This is a genomic window from Ruegeria sp. AK4 (genome assembly GCF_056541025.1).
Map to the genome: position 1 here is coordinate 142,825 of NZ_JBQFXS010000004.1, position 16,038 is coordinate 158,862.

General features: G+C 62.5%; 13 protein-coding genes. 7 read left to right on the forward strand and 6 right to left on the reverse strand.

All coding sequences use genetic code 11. The features are described from left to right. Positions 1-114 precede the first annotated feature (114 nt). The gene (locus ACR0EZ_RS09730; RefSeq protein WP_480612552.1) at positions 115-546 is read left to right on the forward strand and encodes a DUF1489 family protein; all 432 of its coding nucleotides are present in this window, start codon (positions 115-117) and stop codon (positions 544-546) included. Here ACR0EZ_RS09730 and hisG read toward each other — a convergent pair. Genes hisG through hisS form a run of 3 tightly spaced genes read right to left on the reverse strand, consistent with a single transcriptional unit; the run spans position 543 to position 3,808 of the window. Further along, complete coding sequence (gene hisG, locus ACR0EZ_RS09735) at positions 543-1,232, reverse strand: ATP phosphoribosyltransferase (protein ID WP_480612553.1); 690 nt, start codon at positions 1,230-1,232, stop codon at positions 543-545. The genes ACR0EZ_RS09730 and hisG overlap by 4 nt on opposite strands. Further along, positions 1,229-2,317, reverse strand: coding sequence for an ATP phosphoribosyltransferase regulatory subunit (locus ACR0EZ_RS09740; protein WP_480612554.1), 1,089 nt, complete (start codon positions 2,315-2,317; stop codon positions 1,229-1,231). The genes hisG and ACR0EZ_RS09740 overlap by 4 nt, the downstream gene beginning before the upstream one ends. Before the next feature lie 3 nt (positions 2,318-2,320). After that, on the reverse strand, positions 2,321-3,808 hold the full coding sequence (gene hisS, locus ACR0EZ_RS09745) for a histidine--tRNA ligase (protein ID WP_480612555.1): 1,488 nt from the start codon (positions 3,806-3,808) through the stop codon (positions 2,321-2,323). Between the two features lie 124 nt (positions 3,809-3,932). Between hisS and ACR0EZ_RS09750 the strand changes: the two genes are divergently transcribed. Further along, complete coding sequence (locus ACR0EZ_RS09750; protein ID WP_480612757.1) at positions 3,933-4,127, forward strand: SlyX family protein; 195 nt, start codon at positions 3,933-3,935, stop codon at positions 4,125-4,127. A gap of 4 nt (positions 4,128-4,131) precedes the next feature. Here ACR0EZ_RS09750 and ACR0EZ_RS09755 read toward each other — a convergent pair whose 3' ends face one another. The 3 genes from ACR0EZ_RS09755 to dnaE form a co-directional block, all read right to left on the reverse strand. Continuing rightward, positions 4,132-4,494, reverse strand: a complete 363-nt coding sequence (locus ACR0EZ_RS09755) for a hypothetical protein (protein ID WP_480612556.1) — start codon at positions 4,492-4,494, stop codon at positions 4,132-4,134. An 8-nt stretch (positions 4,495-4,502) separates the two neighbouring features. Next, a complete protein-coding gene (locus tag ACR0EZ_RS09760; RefSeq protein ID WP_480612557.1) occupies positions 4,503-4,712 on the reverse strand; it encodes a YMGG-like glycine zipper-containing protein in 210 nt (69 codons plus the stop codon). Between the two features lie 87 nt (positions 4,713-4,799). Further along, complete coding sequence (gene dnaE, locus ACR0EZ_RS09765) at positions 4,800-8,327, reverse strand: DNA polymerase III subunit alpha (protein WP_480612558.1); 3,528 nt, start codon at positions 8,325-8,327, stop codon at positions 4,800-4,802. 343 nt (positions 8,328-8,670) lie between these two features. Here dnaE and xdhA point away from each other — a divergent pair, with 343 nt between their 5' ends. From xdhA to ACR0EZ_RS09790, 5 genes are all read left to right on the forward strand, one after another. Beyond that, positions 8,671-10,032, forward strand: coding sequence for a xanthine dehydrogenase small subunit (gene xdhA, locus ACR0EZ_RS09770; RefSeq protein ID WP_480612559.1), 1,362 nt, complete (start codon positions 8,671-8,673; stop codon positions 10,030-10,032). Further along, positions 10,029-12,431 carry a xanthine dehydrogenase molybdopterin binding subunit gene (xdhB, locus tag ACR0EZ_RS09775; protein ID WP_480612560.1) on the forward strand — a complete coding sequence of 801 codons (2,403 nt, stop codon included), beginning with the start codon at positions 10,029-10,031 and terminating at the stop codon, positions 12,429-12,431. The genes xdhA and xdhB overlap by 4 nt, the downstream gene beginning before the upstream one ends. After that, a complete protein-coding gene (xdhC, locus tag ACR0EZ_RS09780) occupies positions 12,431-13,378 on the forward strand; it encodes a xanthine dehydrogenase accessory protein XdhC (protein WP_480612561.1) in 948 nt (315 codons plus the stop codon). Before xdhB ends, xdhC begins: the two co-directional genes overlap by 1 nt. Continuing rightward, positions 13,375-14,892, forward strand: coding sequence for an ABC transporter ATP-binding protein (locus ACR0EZ_RS09785; protein ID WP_480612562.1), 1,518 nt, complete (start codon positions 13,375-13,377; stop codon positions 14,890-14,892). The genes xdhC and ACR0EZ_RS09785 overlap by 4 nt, the downstream gene beginning before the upstream one ends. 63 nt (positions 14,893-14,955) lie before the next feature. Beyond that, positions 14,956-16,038, forward strand: coding sequence for an ABC transporter permease (locus ACR0EZ_RS09790; protein WP_480612563.1), 1,083 nt, complete (start codon positions 14,956-14,958; stop codon positions 16,036-16,038).

Here is a 16,038-nt window from a genome sequence, read left to right on the forward strand (position 1 = left end):
GGTGATTCCCTGTGCTAAATGAGGTTGCAAGCCTATCACCCACTACACCTTGATGAAAGTGAATACCGAGCTACAATATCAAGCAGTGCTTTGGGACGACTCTGTGGGAAAGCTGTGGATAAGTACGTAAACCTCATCAAACTGTCTGTCGGATCGGAAAGCGTCGACACGCTGATCGCGTGGCAGGACAGCTATCGCCAACGGTTCGAGGATGGGCTGCCGCGTCACGTCACCCGCATGTGGCCCAAGCGCGAGGCCGAGATTCTGAACGGCGGTTCGATCTATTGGGTGGTCAAAGGCGTGATCCAATGCCGTCAGCGCATTCTGCGGCTCGATGAGGTGCGCGGCGATGACGGCATCCGCCGCTGCGCCATCGTGCTCGACCCCGAAGTGCACCGCACCCAGAACGCCCTGAAACGCCCGTTCCAGGGCTGGCGCTATCTGAAACCCGAGGACACCCCCGCCGATCTGCCCAAATCCCGCGAACAGGACGATGTCCTGCCCGACGATCTGAACCGCGCGCTGGCGGATATCGGCGTGCTTTAACCCAGCCGATCCAGCAGCGCGTTCAGAACCGCCTTGGTCTCGGGGTCACATTTGGCGACCCGGCTGCGCCACAGCGTGGCCTGAGATTGCAGGATCAGCCCGTCCGACAGGATTTTCAGGTGGTTCGCCCTCAGGGTCTCTCCCGTAGACGTGATATCGGCAATCGCCTCGGCGGTTTCGTTCATCACCGTGCCTTCGGTCGCGCCCTGGCTGTCGACCAGCGTGTAATCCGCCACGCCCGCATCGGTCAGGAACTCGCGCACCAGGCGGTGATACTTGGTAGCGATCCGCAGCCGGTGGCCGTGGGTCTTGCGGAACGCCGCCGCCGCCGCATCCAGATCGTCCAGCGTATCCACATCGACCCAGCAGGTCGGCGTGGCAATGATCAGGTCGGCCTTGCCGAATCCAAGCTGCGAGATCTCTTCGACCTGCTGTTCCCAGCGCGGCAGTTTCTCGTGCACCAGATCGATGCCGGTGACGCCCAGATGAATGCGCCCGGCAGCCAGTTCGCGCGGGATTTCTCCGGCCGACAGCAGGATCAGCGAAACGCCGTCGATCCCTTCGACCTTGCCCGCATATTCCCGGTCCGACCCGCTGCGCGACAGGGTGATGCCGCGTTTGGCGAACCACGCGAATGTCTTGTCCATCAACCGGCCCTTGGAGGGCACGCCAAGTTTCAGGCTCATCGCAGGTCCCCTTCCACGTCCAGCATCAGGTCGGGGCGGATCACGCCGCCAATGGCGGGAATTTCCGCCCCATTGCCCAACTGCCGCGTCAGCGCGTCATAGCGCCCGCCGGTGGCGATGGGGGGCAGATCGGGGCGGCCTTCGGCATAAAAGCCAAAGACGAAGCCGTCATAATATTCCATTGAGGTCCGGCCATAGGCGGCCTCGAAATCCAGCGTATCCACATCGACGCCGCGCGCCTGCAGGGCCGCGATCCGCGCTTCGAGCCGGTCCAGCGCCGGGGTGATCTGCGGCAGATCGACGGCCACGTCCCGCAGTTGTTCCAGGGCAAAAGGCATGGTTTCGCGCACGTTCAGCAGCGTTTCCAGCCCGGCCAGTTCGTTGTCCGAAATCGGAGGCGTCTCGCGATCTTCGCGCAACGCCTCGATCCGCGCCTCAATCTCCGCAGCACGCCGTTTACCGGTCATGGGCGCGTCGAACTGCATGGGGTCGAGGGCATCCAGCAGTTTTGTCCGGTGCTCGGGCTCGGGCTTTCGCCCGGCGAAGCGATCCAGCAGGATACGGAACCGGCGCGGACGCCACAGATGACGCATCAGCGCCGCCTTGCGCCGATCTGTCGTCCGCAGGCCCTGTACTGCGGCGGTCAGGATGCCGATATCGCCGGTTGCCGCCCGCAGGGGCAGCCCGCGCAGTTGCAGCGCGAACAGAGAAAACACCTCGGCATCCGCTCCGGCGGGATCGTTGCGGTCAAAGACCTCATACCCGACCTGAATGTACTCGTTGGCGCGGTCGGGGTCGTGTTCCTGCCGCCGGAACACCTCGCCGGAATAGGTGTAACGCGCGGGCTCGGCGCCTTCGCGCATGTGCATCTGCACCACGGGCAGGGTGAAGTCGGGGCGCAGCATCTGCTCGCCGCGCAACGCGTCCGAGGTCACATAGGCGCGGGCACGGATATCCTCGCCATAGAGGTCCAGCAGCATGTCCGCCGGTTGCAACAGCGGCGGGTCCACGACCTGCGCGCCTGCGGCCTCGAACCGGACACGCATCATCGCGGCGCGGGCCTGTATCTGGGAACGGTTGGCCATGGCTCAGTCCTGACTGTCCAGAATCTCTTGCACCTTGGCGACCAGATCACCGCGCGGCACCTGGAACTGACTGGGGCGTTCTTTCCATTCCTCCAGCGTGGCGCTTTCGGCGATCTTCGCGCCCAGGATCAGGTCCTTGATCTGCACGATGCCACCCGCCTTTTCGTCACCGCCTTCAATGACCGCAATCGGCGCGTTCCGCTTGTCCGCGTATTTCAGCTGATTGCCGAAATTCTTGGGGTTGCCCAGATAGACCTCGGCCCGGATACCCGCATTGCGCAGCTCGGCCACCATCGCCTGATAGTCGGCCATCCGGTCGCGGTCCATGACCGTCACCACCACGGGACCTGTCGCCTGCGCAGCGATCCGGCCCTTTTCGCGCAGGGCGGCCAGCAGGCGATCGACGCCGATCGAGATACCTGTCGCGGGCACTTCCTGCCCGGTGAAGCGCTTGACCAGATCGTCATAGCGACCGCCGCCCGAGACCGATCCGAACTGACGTTTGCGGCCTTTCTCGTCGAAAATCTCGAATGTCAGTTCTGCCTCATAGACCGGCCCGGTGTAATAGCCGAGGCCCCGCACGACCGAGGGGTCGATCTCGATCCGGTCCGCCCCGTAGCCGCCCGCATCCAGCAGCGCGCCGATCTGTTCCAGCTCGGCAATCCCATCCGCGCCGATCTTGCTGTCGCCCACAGCGGCGCGCAGGTTGGCCAGCGTTCCGGCGGTATCTGCGGCTTTCGAGGTCAGGAAGGCGATCACCGGTTCGGCCTGATCGTCGCTCAGACCCACACCATCGATAAACGCGCCCGAGGCATCCAGACGGCCCTTGGTCAACAACTCGCGCACGCCAGCCTCACCCACCTTATCGAACTTGTCGATGGTGCGCAGAACGTTGTCGCGGGCGGCGGCGTCTTCGCCTAGGCCCATCGCCTCGAGCACGCCATTCAGAACCTTGCGGTTGTTGACCCGCACCAGATAGTCGCCGCGCGGGATGCCGACGGTCTCAAGCGTATCCGACAGCATCGCGCAGATTTCGGCATCCGCCGCCATGCTGGCCGTGCCCACCGTATCCGCATCACACTGATAAAACTGGCGATACCGCCCCGGCCCCGGCTTTTCGTTGCGCCAGACCGGCCCCATCGCATAGCGGCGATAGGGCGTCGGCAGATCGTTGCGGTGCTGCGCATAGACCCGGGCCAGAGGCGCGGTCAGGTCATAGCGCAGGGCCATCCAATCACCGTTGCCGCCTTCGTCGAACTCCTGCCACGCGAACACGCCTTCGTTGGGGCGATCCACATCGGGAAGGAACTTGCCCAGCGCCTCGACGGTCTCGACCGCGCTGCTCTCCAGGGCGTCAAAGCCATACCGATGATAGACGCCCGCAATCGTCCGCAGCATCTCGGTGCGCTGCGTGACTTCCTCGCCGAAATAGTCGCGGAATCCCTTTGGCGTTACGGCCTTGGGGCGGGGCTGTTTCTTGGGCTTGGCCATCTGGGCGTCCTTCGCGGTCATCTTCCGCGCGCGGTCTATCCCATGGCCCGCATCGGGGCAAGGCGCGCTTTCGCTGGCCTTGCCGTCACAGGGTCGCTATGACCGGCATATCAAGGAGTCCCACATGCAGCATCTGGAAGAACAGATCGCCCACCTGACCCGCACGGTCGAGGATCTGAACGCAGTCGTCACCCGGCAACAGGACGAGATCGACCGCCTGACCCGCCGCGTCGAAATGCTGTTCCAGCGCGAGGCTGAACGGGCGCAGGATGGATCGGGCGGGATTGTCTATGGCGACGAACGCCCGCCACATTACTGAGCGTTTACAACCCCAGCGTCACCTTCACCGCGTTGTCGACCACGCCGCCCAACAGGGCGTTTTTGTCGGCAGCGCAGCCTTCGGACAGAGCGGCGATAAAGGTTTCGCGCAACTGGGCTTTTTCCTCGTCCGTGGTCGCGTGATCGTCGATATTGATCTGACGGTTATAAAGCGACAGGGCGGTCATCTTTTCAACAACGGTCACGACAAAGGCTTCGTCCCCATCCGCCTCTTCCGCGATCGAGGCGCATGTGTAGTGCATCAACGGCAAAGCGTCCTGAACCATTTGTTCAGCGGCCTCGTCAGCCGCGACCGCAACCGGCAAGGATAGGCACAGGGATGCGAATACAGTCTTTAATGGCTTCATCATCGCGCTCACTTCCAGTTATGTCCGATAATCGCCCCGGCCACGCCGCCGATTGCCGCGCCCTTTCCATCGCCGATCAGGGCTCCGACACCAGCGCCGATCAGCGCACCTTCAATGGTCTTCTTCTTTTTGTCATCCGCCAATCCGGCCGATGCCAAAGCAAGCGATGCCGCTGCCGCCATCGCAACCGTCCTGAACCCGAGACCTGAAATCGTCATGTGAACGCCCTCCCGTGGCCAATGCCCAAACAATCCTTCTGCGCCCAGCCTAGCGGGGCGCTAACTGTCTGGCAACAAAGCCCGGCGTCAGATTTCTTCGACCGAGATCACACCTTCCAGAGATTTGATCGCCCCCTTGATCTGCGGGTTGATCGGGAAGTCATGGCCCAGATCCATCTCGACCTCGCCGGGCAGCCCCGGTGCGATCAGCAACAGCTGGATCGGACCGCGTGCGGCGTTCTTGGCCGCATCCGCCGCGTCGGCAAGCACCTTGGCGACGGTGGGCAGGGCCTGCGCCTCGTCCAGAAAGATGCGCAGACCGGTTGCCCCGGCATCGGCCACAACCGAATCCACCGGTCCGACCGACCGGCCCAGCAGTTTAAGCTGATCGGCCTCCATCGTCGCCTCGGCGGTCAGCACCACCTGCGCGCCGGTTTCCAGAAACTCGCGGCTTTTCTCCAGCGTTTCCGAGAACAGCGTGACCTCATACGCACCTGTCGGGTCCGAGAGTTGGGCAAAGGCAAACCGGTTGCCGCGCGCCGATTTCCGCTCCTGCCGCCCGGCAACAACGCCCGCCATTTTCGCAATCAGCGGACCCGAGCGGGCCTTTTCCGTCACTTCATCCAGCGTCAGCACTTGTTTGCGTTTCAGCGCGGGCATGTAGTCGTCCAACGGGTGGCCGGAGAGGTAGAAGCCGATGGCCTTGAACTCTTCGCTCAGCCGTTCTGCAGGCAGCCAGTCGGGACTGGGCGACAGGCGCGGTTCGGGCAGATCATCGCCCGCCTCGCCAAACAGCGACACCTGGTTCGAGTTCTTCTGGTCATGAATGGCCGCCGAATACTGCACTAACGGGTCAAGGCTTTCGAACACACGGCGGCGGTTCTTGTCGAGCTCGTCAAAGGCCCCAGCCCTCGCCAGCATCTCAAGCGGGCGTTTGCCGACCTTCTTCAGATCGACCCGGCGGGCGAAGTCGAACAGGTTGACAAAGGGCTTGTCGCTTTTTTCATCCTGCGCGCCCCCGGCGCGACGCCCCTCGACCACCAGATTCATCGCCTCGACACCGACGTTTTTCAACGCGCCCAGCGCGTAGACCAGTTCGCCATTCACCACGTCAAACGTCGCCTGAGACCGGTTCACGCAAGGCGGCACATAGGGCAATTCCAGCCCCTTGCGGACCTCTTCAAAGTAGACGGCCAGCTTGTCGGTCAGGTGGATATCGCAATTCATTACACCCGCCATGAACTCGACCGGGTGGTTCGCCTTCAGCCAGCCGGTCTGATAGCTGACCACCGCATAGGCGGCGGCGTGGGATTTGTTGAAGCCGTAATTGGCGAACTTGTCCAGCAGGTTCCAGACCTCGGTCGCCTTGGCCTCGTCCACATCGTTATCAGCCGAACCTTTGAGGAATTTGGGCCGCTCGGCGTCCATCGCCTCCTGAATTTTCTTACCCATCGCGCGGCGCAGCAGGTCGGCGCCGCCCAAGGAGTACCCCGCCATTTCCTGCGCGATCTGCATCACCTGTTCCTGATAGACGATGATACCCTGGGTTTCGTCCAGAATATGGTCGATGGACGGGTGCAGCGTGTCCCGCTTGCTCAGCCCGTTCTTGACCTCGCAGAACTTGGGGATGTTTTCCATCGGGCCGGGACGGTAGAGCGCGACGAGGGCGATGATATCCTCGATACAGTCCGGCTTCATCCGCTTGAGCGCATCCATCATGCCCGAGGATTCCACCTGGAACACCGCCACCGTCTTGGCCGCTGAATAGAGCTTATACGTTGCCTCGTCATCCAGCGGGATGGCGTTGATCTGGTTCTCGGCCCCGTCGGCAGGTTCATAAAGTTCGGTGCCATCGGCGGCGACGTGCAAAGGCCGCCCGGACTTGAAGATCAGGTCCATCGCATTCTGAATCACGGTCAGTGTCTTCAGACCCAGAAAGTCGAACTTCACCAGCCCGGCCTGTTCCACCCATTTCATGTTGAACTGGGTCGCGGGCATGTCGGACCGGGGATCTTGATAGATCGGCACCAGCGCATCCAGAGGCCGGTCCCCGATCACCACCCCCGCCGCGTGGGTCGAGGCGTTCCGCAACAGCCCTTCGACCTGTTGGCCATAGGTCAGCAGCCGGTCCACTACCTCTTCGTTCCGGGCCTCTTCGCGCAGGCGGGGTTCGTCTTTCAGCGCTTTCTCGATAGAGACGGGTTTGACCCCTTCCACCGGGATCATCTTGGACAGGCGATCCACCTGTCCATAGGGCATCTGCAACACCCGCCCGATATCGCGCACGGCAGCTTTCGACAGCAACGCACCAAAGGTGATGATCTGCCCCACCTTGTCGCGCCCGTATTTTTGCTGGACGTAGCGGATCACTTCCTCACGCCGGTCCATGCAGAAGTCGATATCGAAGTCGGGCATCGAGACCCGTTCAGGATTCAAAAACCGTTCGAACAGCAGCGAATAGCGCAGCGGGTCAAGGTCGGTGATCGTCAGCGCATAGGCCACCAAGGAGCCCGCGCCCGAACCCCGCCCCGGCCCCACCGGGATGTCATGATCCTTGGCCCATTGGATAAAGTCGGCAACGATCAGGAAATAGCCCGGAAAGCCCATGCCTTCGATGATGCCCAACTCAAACTCCAGCCGTTCCTTATACTCCTCAATCGGTACGGCATGAGGGATTACCATCAAACGCCTCTGTAAACCTTGAGTGGCCATCCGGCGCAGTTCAGCGACCTCATCATCGGCAAACTTCGGCAGGATCGGGTCGCGGCGATAGGCCATAAAGGCGCAGCGTTTGGCGATTTCCACCGTGTTCTCGATGGCCTCGGGCAGATCGGCGAACAGGGTCACCATTTCCTGCTGCGACTTGAAATAATGCTGCGCGGTCAGGCGGCGGCGGTCGTCCTGCTGATCGACATAAGCGCCTTCTGCGATACAGATCAGAGCGTCATGCGCCTCGTACATGTCCGAGGTCGGGAAATAGACGTCATTGGTGGCGACCAAAGGCAGGTTCTTGGCATAGGCCATCTCGACATGGCCACGCTCGGTCAGGCGTTCGGCCTCGGGCTGGCCATCCTCGCCCGGATGGCGCTGCAGTTCGATGTAAAGACGATCGGGGAACATCCCGGCCAGCCGGTCCACCAGAACCTCAGCCGCCGGGCGCTGGCCCTGCTGCAACAGCATCCCCACCGGTCCATCCGGCCCGCCGGTCAGGCAGATCAGCCCGTCCGAGCGCGCGGCCAACTCGTCCAGCGTGACCTGCGGCAACTGCCCGCTCTTGTCTACATAAAGGCAGGAGCTGAGCTTCATCAGGTTCTCATACCCAGCCTCGGACTGCGCCAGCAGCACCAAGGGCGCGGGCGCTTTCGGCTTTTCCCCCGGCTGTGCCTGCACATAGGTCAGATCGACCTGACAGCCCATTATCGGCTGAATACCGGCCCCGCTGGCGGTCACGGAAAATTCCAGCGCCGAGAACATCGAATTTGTGTCCGTCACGGCAACGGCGGGCATCTCGGCCTTCTCGCACAGCCCCGGCAGCTTTTTCAGCCGCACAGCGCCTTCCAGCAATGAATATTCGGTGTGAACGCGGAGGTGAATGAATCGAGGAGTACTGCTCATGACCGCTACGCTATCCCAGCCAGCGGCGCTGCAAAAGCGGGAACCGCTGTCCTGAGAAGCTAAATAATTCACCTCTGATTATTCGGCTTTTCCAGAAGGTGCTTCGGGGGGCACCGAGCGCACAGGGCAGAAAACGGTTTTATTTCAACGGGCTGAAGACTCAACACATACGCAACTTGACCGCCAGCAGGGCCTAATGATGTATCGCCCAGGCAGTTTTTCTTGCCAGATCAGCCGCGCTGTTTCTAACATCGAACGGCAAGCTACTCGCCCGCCACTCTTTCTACGTCGCATCGAAGGAGGGCCAGAGGGGCGCAACCGGGTAAGGCGACGGGTTTCTCGAATGAATATCACGTTTCTTCTGAACGGAGAGACAGTGGAACTGGCGGATGTCGATCCGACAGCGACCCTGCTGGACTGGCTGCGCGAGGATCGCGGCCTGACCGGTACCAAGGAAGGCTGCAACGAAGGCGATTGCGGGGCCTGTACCGTCATGGTGACGGATGAGGATGGCCACAAAGCGCTGAATTCCTGCATCCTCTTCCTGCCCCAGCTGCATGGCAAGGCGATCCGCACCGTCGAAGGGGCCAGCGGCCCGAATGGCGAGGCGCATCCGGTCCAGCAGGCGATGGTGGACCTGCACGGGTCGCAATGCGGCTTCTGCACCCCCGGTTTCGTCATGTCGATGGTGGCAAGCCACGCAAATGGCGCAACCGATCACGACACCCAGCTTGCCGGCAACCTGTGCCGCTGTACGGGTTACGCGCCGATCATTCGGGCGGCGCAGGTTGTCGAGGATCAGCCCGTGCCGGTCTGGGTCAAGGACGCGCCTGTTGCTGCACAAAACACCTCGCCCATGCTGCCCGGATCATCCGACGCTTTGGCCGCGGCTTATGCCCAGAACCCGGACGCCACCCTGATCGCCGGTGCGACGGATGTGGGCCTCTGGGTCACCAAACAGCTGCGCGATCTGGACCCGGTGATCTTCCTGAACCGCTGCGATGACCTGAAACAAATCACGATCACCGACAGCGAAATCCGTTTCGGCGCGATGGTCGACATGAACCGGATGGGCGAGGCGCTGGCCGATCTGCATCCCTCCTACGCTGAAATGATCCACCGCTATGCCAGCGTTCAGGTGCGCCACGCGGCCACCGTGGGCGGTAACATCGCCAACGGCTCGCCGATCGGGGACAACCCGCCTGCGCTGATTGCTCTGGATGCAACCCTGCACCTGCGCAAAGGCGATGAGCGCCGGTCCATCCCGTTGGAAGCATTCTTTATCGACTACGGTAAACAGGACCGCGCGCCCGGTGAGTTTGTCGAGGCCGTCAGCTTCCCCCGTCAGCCGGACAGGCTGAAGACCTACAAGCTCAGCAAGCGGTTCGATCAGGATATCTCGGCCGTCTGCGGCTGTTTCAATATCACCGTTTCAGAGGGCACCGTCACGCAGGCGCGTATCGCGTTTGGCGGCATGGCCGGTGTTCCGAAACGGGCAACCCATGTCGAGGCCGCGCTGATCGGCAAACCCTGGACGCGCGAGACGATTGACGCCGCGCTGCCTGCCTTTGCCGACGATTATTCACCACTCACGGACATGCGCGCCTCGGCAACCTATCGTCTGGAAACCGCCAAAGCGATGCTGGAACGGTATTTCCTTGAAGATCAGGGTGAAGTGACCAACGTGCTGGAGGTGTCGGCATGAGCGTGACCAAATCCCTCCCCCATGACACTGCCCCTCTGCATGTGGCAGGCGCGGCGCGCTACGTGGATGACATTCCGACGCCCAAAGGCACGCTGCATCTGGCCTTTGGCCTCAGCCCGATTGCCAAGGGCGCGATCACCGCGATGGACCTGTCGGCGGTGAAAGAGGCCCAAGGCGTTGTCATGGTGATGACCGCCGAGGACCTGCCCTTTGCCAACGACGTCTCGCCTTCGATCCACGATGAACCGCTGCTGTCGGACGGCACGGTGCATTATATCGGCCAGCCGGTGTTTCTGGTCATCGCCACCAGCCATCTGGCTGCGCGCAAGGCCGCGCGTCTGGGCAAGATCGACTATGCCGAAGACACCCCGATCCTGACGGTCGAAGAGGCGCTGGCCGCTGACAGCCGGTTCGAGGACGGCCCGCGTATCTACGCCAAGGGCGATGCCGATGCGGCCATTGCAAATGCCGCCCATGTGATCGAAGGCACGTTCGAATTGGGCGGGCAGGAGCATTTCTATCTCGAGGGTCAGGCCGCTTTGGCCGTGCCGAATGAAGGCGCGGACATGCTGGTGCATAGCTCGACCCAGCACCCGACCGAGATCCAGCACAAGGTGGCCGACGCTCTGGGCGTTCCCATGCACGCTATCCGGGTCGAGACCCGCCGCATGGGCGGAGGGTTCGGTGGCAAGGAGAGTCAGGGCAACGCGCTGGCCGTCGGTTGTGCTGTCGCCGCGCGCGCCACCGGCAAGGCCTGCAAGATGCGCTATGACCGCGACGATGACATGATCATCACCGGCAAGCGCCATGCCTTCCGCATCGCGTACAAGGCCGGGTTCGATGAGAACGGTCATATCCAAGGCGTCTCGTTCCACCACTACGCCATCTGCGGCTGGGCACAGGACCTGTCCCTGCCTGTCGCGGACCGCGCCATGCTGCATTCGGACAACGCCTATCTGCTGCCCAATGCCCGGATCGAGAGTCACCGGCTAAAGACCAACACCCAATCCGCCACCGCCTATCGCGGCTTTGGCGGCCCGCAGGGAATGGTCGGGATCGAACGGGTGATGGACCACGCCGCCTATGAACTGGGGCTGGACCCGGTCGAACTGCGCCGCCGGAACTACTATGAGCCGGCGCATGCGGTGGCCGAGACCGAACCGGCGGAGAAACCGCTCGGCCACCCCGATCCGCATGAGGACCTGACCAGCCGCGGCGCTGTTGAGATGGGCGATGCACCCGTGCGCCCTCTGCCCGCCGGTGGCAATACCACGCCCTATGGCATGGAGGTCAGCGATTTCGAACTGCACGGCATGACCGAGGCGTTGCTGAAATCCAGCGACTACGCCGCGCGCAAGGCCGCGATTCAGAAGTGGAACGCCGAGAACGGCGTGATCAAGAAGGGCATCGCCTTTTCTCCGGTCAAATTCGGCATCTCCTTCACGCTGACTCACCTGAATCAGGCGGGCGCGCTGGTGCATGTGTATCAGGACGGCTCGGTCCATCTGAACCATGGCGGGACCGAGATGGGTCAGGGTCTGTTCCAGAAGGTGGCGCAGGTTGCAGCCGCGCGCTTTGGTATCCCGCTGGAGATGGTTAAGATCACCGCTACCGATACCGCCAAGGTCCCGAATACCTCGGCCACGGCGGCATCTTCGGGCAGTGACCTGAACGGGATGGCCGTGAAAGCGGCCTGCGATACGATCCGCGACCGGATGGCCGATTATCTGGCGGAACGGCATCAGGCCGATCCCTCCACCGTGACCTTCGCGGACGGGCAGGTTTCGGTTGGCGCAGAACGCTACAGCTTCGCTGAGGCCGCGGCGATGGTCTATCAGGGCCGCGTCAGCCTGTCGGCCACGGGTTTCTACAAAACCCCCAAGGTCAAATGGGACCGGATCAAGGGCCGGGGCCGTCCATTTTTCTACTTCGCTTATGGCGCCGCGGTCACCGAGGTCGCCGTGGACACCCTGACCGGCGAGAACCGCATCCTGCGCACGGATATTCTGCATGACGCCGGAGCCTCGCTGAACCCGGTGCTGGATATCGGGCAGGTCGAAGGCGGCTACGTGCAGGGCGCGGGCTGGCTGACGACCGAGGAACTGGTCTGGGACGGCAAGGGCAACCTGCGCACGCATGCGCCCTCGACCTACAAGATTCCGGCCTGTTCCGACCGGCCCGACATTTTCAACGTGGCGCTTTGGGACGGTGCGAACCGCGAGGACACGATCTATCGCTCGAAAGCGGTGGGTGAGCCGCCCTTCATGCTGGGCATATCCGCCTGGCTGGCCCTGTCGGATGCGGTGGCCGCTTGCGGCGACAGCTATCCGGCGCTGGATGCGCCCGCCACAGCCGAAGAGGTCTGGCGCGGCGTCCAAAGGATGAAGGGAGGCATCTGATGGGATTTGACCTGGAGGCTTTGAGGGAGGCGGTCAAAACCCACGGGCGTGTGGTCCGGGTGGTCATCGCCGGGATTAAGGGATCGTCCCCGCGCGAAGTGGGCGCTGCGATGCTGGTCTGGCCAGAAGAAAACGGCTTCGGGCAAAGCGGTACCATCGGCGGGGGCACACTGGAATTTCAGGCGGCACAGGCTGCGCGGGCGCAAACCACCCCAGCCCGCCTGTCCCACCACGCGCTTGGCCCGGAGATGGGGCAATGCTGCGGCGGTGCGGTGTCTCTGCTGAGCGAAGTCTATGACCTCGACGCCGTGAACGCGCTGAACGACCGGGTGATCGCGCGTTCCGCAACAGACCGGGATATGCCCCTGTCGGTCAAACGCCTGCTGGCCGCCGCGCGCGGTCAGGGCATCGCGCCGGAACCACAGTTGGTCGATGGCTGGATGATCGAGCCGGTGCACAAGCCTGCACGAGAGCTTTGGATTTGGGGCGCGGGGCATGTGGGCCGCGCGTTGGTTGATGTTCTGTCACCCCTGCCCGATCTGGCCATCACATGGGTGGATACCGGGCCCGAGCGGTTTCCGCAGGATGTTCCGGCGGGCGTCACCGTTGTTCCCGCGACCAAACCGGCAGAGCTGGTCCGCCACGCGCCGCGTGATGCGGAGCATCTGGTGCTGACTTATTCACACAATCTGGACCTGGAACTGTGCAACAGCCTGCTTTTGCATGATTTCCGCTTTGCGGGGCTGATCGGCTCGGCTACGAAATGGGCGCGATTCCGGTCCCGGCTGGCTGCGTTGGGGCATGCGCCCGAACGGATCAGCCGGATCACCTGCCCGATCGGGGACCCGTCCCTGGGCAAACACCCGCAAATGATCGCAGTTGGTGTCGCGGCGCAGCTTTTGCGCCCTGCCCGGCAGAACGAAGGAAAGAAGGACCTGAGCGCGTGACCACTCCACTTTTAAGCTTGCAAGGGCTGACCAAGGCCTATCCCGGCGTCGTGGCCAATGATCAGGTGTCTTTTGACATCTGTGAGGGCGAAGTTCATGCCCTGCTGGGCGAGAACGGCGCGGGAAAATCCACGCTGGTCAAGATGATCTACGGGCTGGTGAAGCCCGACAGCGGCACCATGCTGCTGCGCGGCCAGCCGTTTGCTCCGCCAGAACCTCGTGCGGCGCGGGCCGATGGGATCGCGATGGTGTTCCAGCATTTTTCGCTGTTCGACGCGTTGAACGTGGCTGAGAATATTGCGCTGGGGATGGAGAACCCGCCGCCGATGGGGGATCTGGCCTCGCGTATCCGCGAAGTGTCCGAGACCTATGGCCTGCCGCTGGACCCCTATCGCACCGTGGGCGACCTGTCCGCGGGGGAACGCCAGCGGGTCGAGATCATCCGCTGCCTGCTGCAGGACCCTAAACTGCTGATCATGGACGAGCCGACCAGCGTGCTGACCCCGCAGGAGGTTGATATCCTGTTCGAGACGCTGAACAAATTGCGGTCCGAGGGCACCTCGATCCTCTATATCTCGCACAAGCTGGAAGAGATTCGCACGCTCTGCGATCACGCCACGATTCTGCGGCTGGGCAAGAATGTGGGCGAATGTGTTCCCGCTGAGACCTCGGCGCGCGACATGGCCGAGATGATGGTGGGCTCGACCCTGCAGACACCGGAACGCTCGGGCCGTGACTTCGGCGAGGTGGCGCTGGATGTCAGCGGTTTGTCGGTGCCTTCGCCCTCGGAATTTGGCACTGCGCTGAAGAACGTCCACATGACGGTTCGCAAAGGCGAGGTTCTGGGCATCGGCGGTGTCGCCGGGAACGGGCAGGATGAACTGCTGGGCGTGCTGTCGGGCGAAATCCCGACCGCTGCGGATGCGATCAAGTTCAACGGCCAAGCCATTGGCAGGCTGGGGCCGACTTCCCGGCGCAAACTGGGCGTGCTGACCGCGCCCGAGGAACGGCTGGGCCATGCCGCCGCCCCGGATATGAGTCTGACAGAGAATGCCCTGCTCACCGGTTCGGTGCGGGAAGGGCTGGAGAATAACGGGTTCCTGAAATGGGCCGAGACCAAGAGTTTTGCCGAGAAGATCATCGAAGCCTTTGATGTGCGCACGCCGGGGCCAGACAACGCGGCGCGGTCGCTTTCGGGCGGGAACCTGCAGAAATTCGTCATTGGGCGCGAGGTATTGCAGAACCCGGATGTGCTGGTGGTCAACCAGCCGACCTGGGGCGTGGATGCCGCTGCCGCAGCCTCAATCCGGCAGGCCATTCTGGACCTGGCGGCCAAGGGGACGGCAGTGATCTGTATTTCACAGGACCTCGATGAGTTGATGGAAATCTCGGACAGCTTCGCCGCACTGAACGAAGGGCGGCTGAGCGCGCCGCGCACAACCACGGGCCTGACGGTTGATGAGATCGGTCTGATGATGGGTGGTGCCCATGGAATGGAGGTGGCGCATGTGTGATCCGTGGCGTCGCCTTCGGCGAGAGTATTTAAAAAAAGATGAAGACAGGCGGGGGATGAGCAGATGATTGTGTTGGAGAAACGGCCGCAGCCGTCCAAGGCGTGGTCTTACGCCACACCTCTGGTCGCGGTGATCGCGACGATGGTGTTTGGCGGCATTCTGTTCGCCATTCTGGGCAAGAACCCGGTCGAGGCCATCGGAACCATTTTCTGGGAGCCCCTGTTCGGCGAATTTTCCTTTTATTACCGCCCGCAATTGCTGGTGAAGGGCGCGCCTCTGGTGCTGATCGCCATCGGCCTGTCGCTGGGGTTCCGCGCCGGTATCTGGAATATCGGGGCCGAGGGGCAATACATCATGGGCGCGATCTTTGGCGCTGGTGCCGGCTTGGCCTTTTACCCGCTGGATGCGTTTTACATCTTTCCGATCATGGTGATCGCGGGCGCGTTTGGCGGCTGGCTTTGGGCGATGATCCCGGCCTTTCTGAAGGTGCGGTTCGGGACGAATGAGATTCTGGTGTCTTTGATGCTGGTCTATGTCGCCGAACAGATGCTGGCCTCGGTCTCGTTGGGTCTGCTAAAGAACCCCGAGGGCTTCGGGTTCCCCGGGTCGCGCAACCTGCAATCCTATGAAAGCGCGCATAATGCCGAACTGATCGCCGGGTCGGGGATGCACTGGGGTGTGGTGACAGCGCTGATCGCGGTGATCTTTGCCTATGTGCTGCTGAACCGGCATATGCTGGGCTTTCACATCCGCCTGACAGGCGAAGCGCCGCGTGCGGCGAAATTCGCTGGTGTGAATCCGGCGCGTCTGATCCTGCTCTGTCTGGGTCTGTCCGGCGCGCTGGCTGGTCTGGCGGGGATGTTCGAGGTGTCCGGGCCCGCGGGCGTGGTCAGCATCGACTTTAACGTGGGCTATGGCTTTACCGCAATCATTGTGGCCTTTCTGGGCCGCCTGCATCCGGTGGGCATCCTGTTGGCCGGTGGCCTGATGGCGCTGACCTATATTGGCGGTGAAATCGCGCAGTCCCAGCTGGGCCTGCCCGCCGCTGCCATTCAGGTGTTTCAGGGCATGCTCCTGTTCTTCCTGCTGGCTTTCGATCTTCTGACAAACTACCGCATCCGTGCGGCTCGTAGCGAGGTAGCGTGA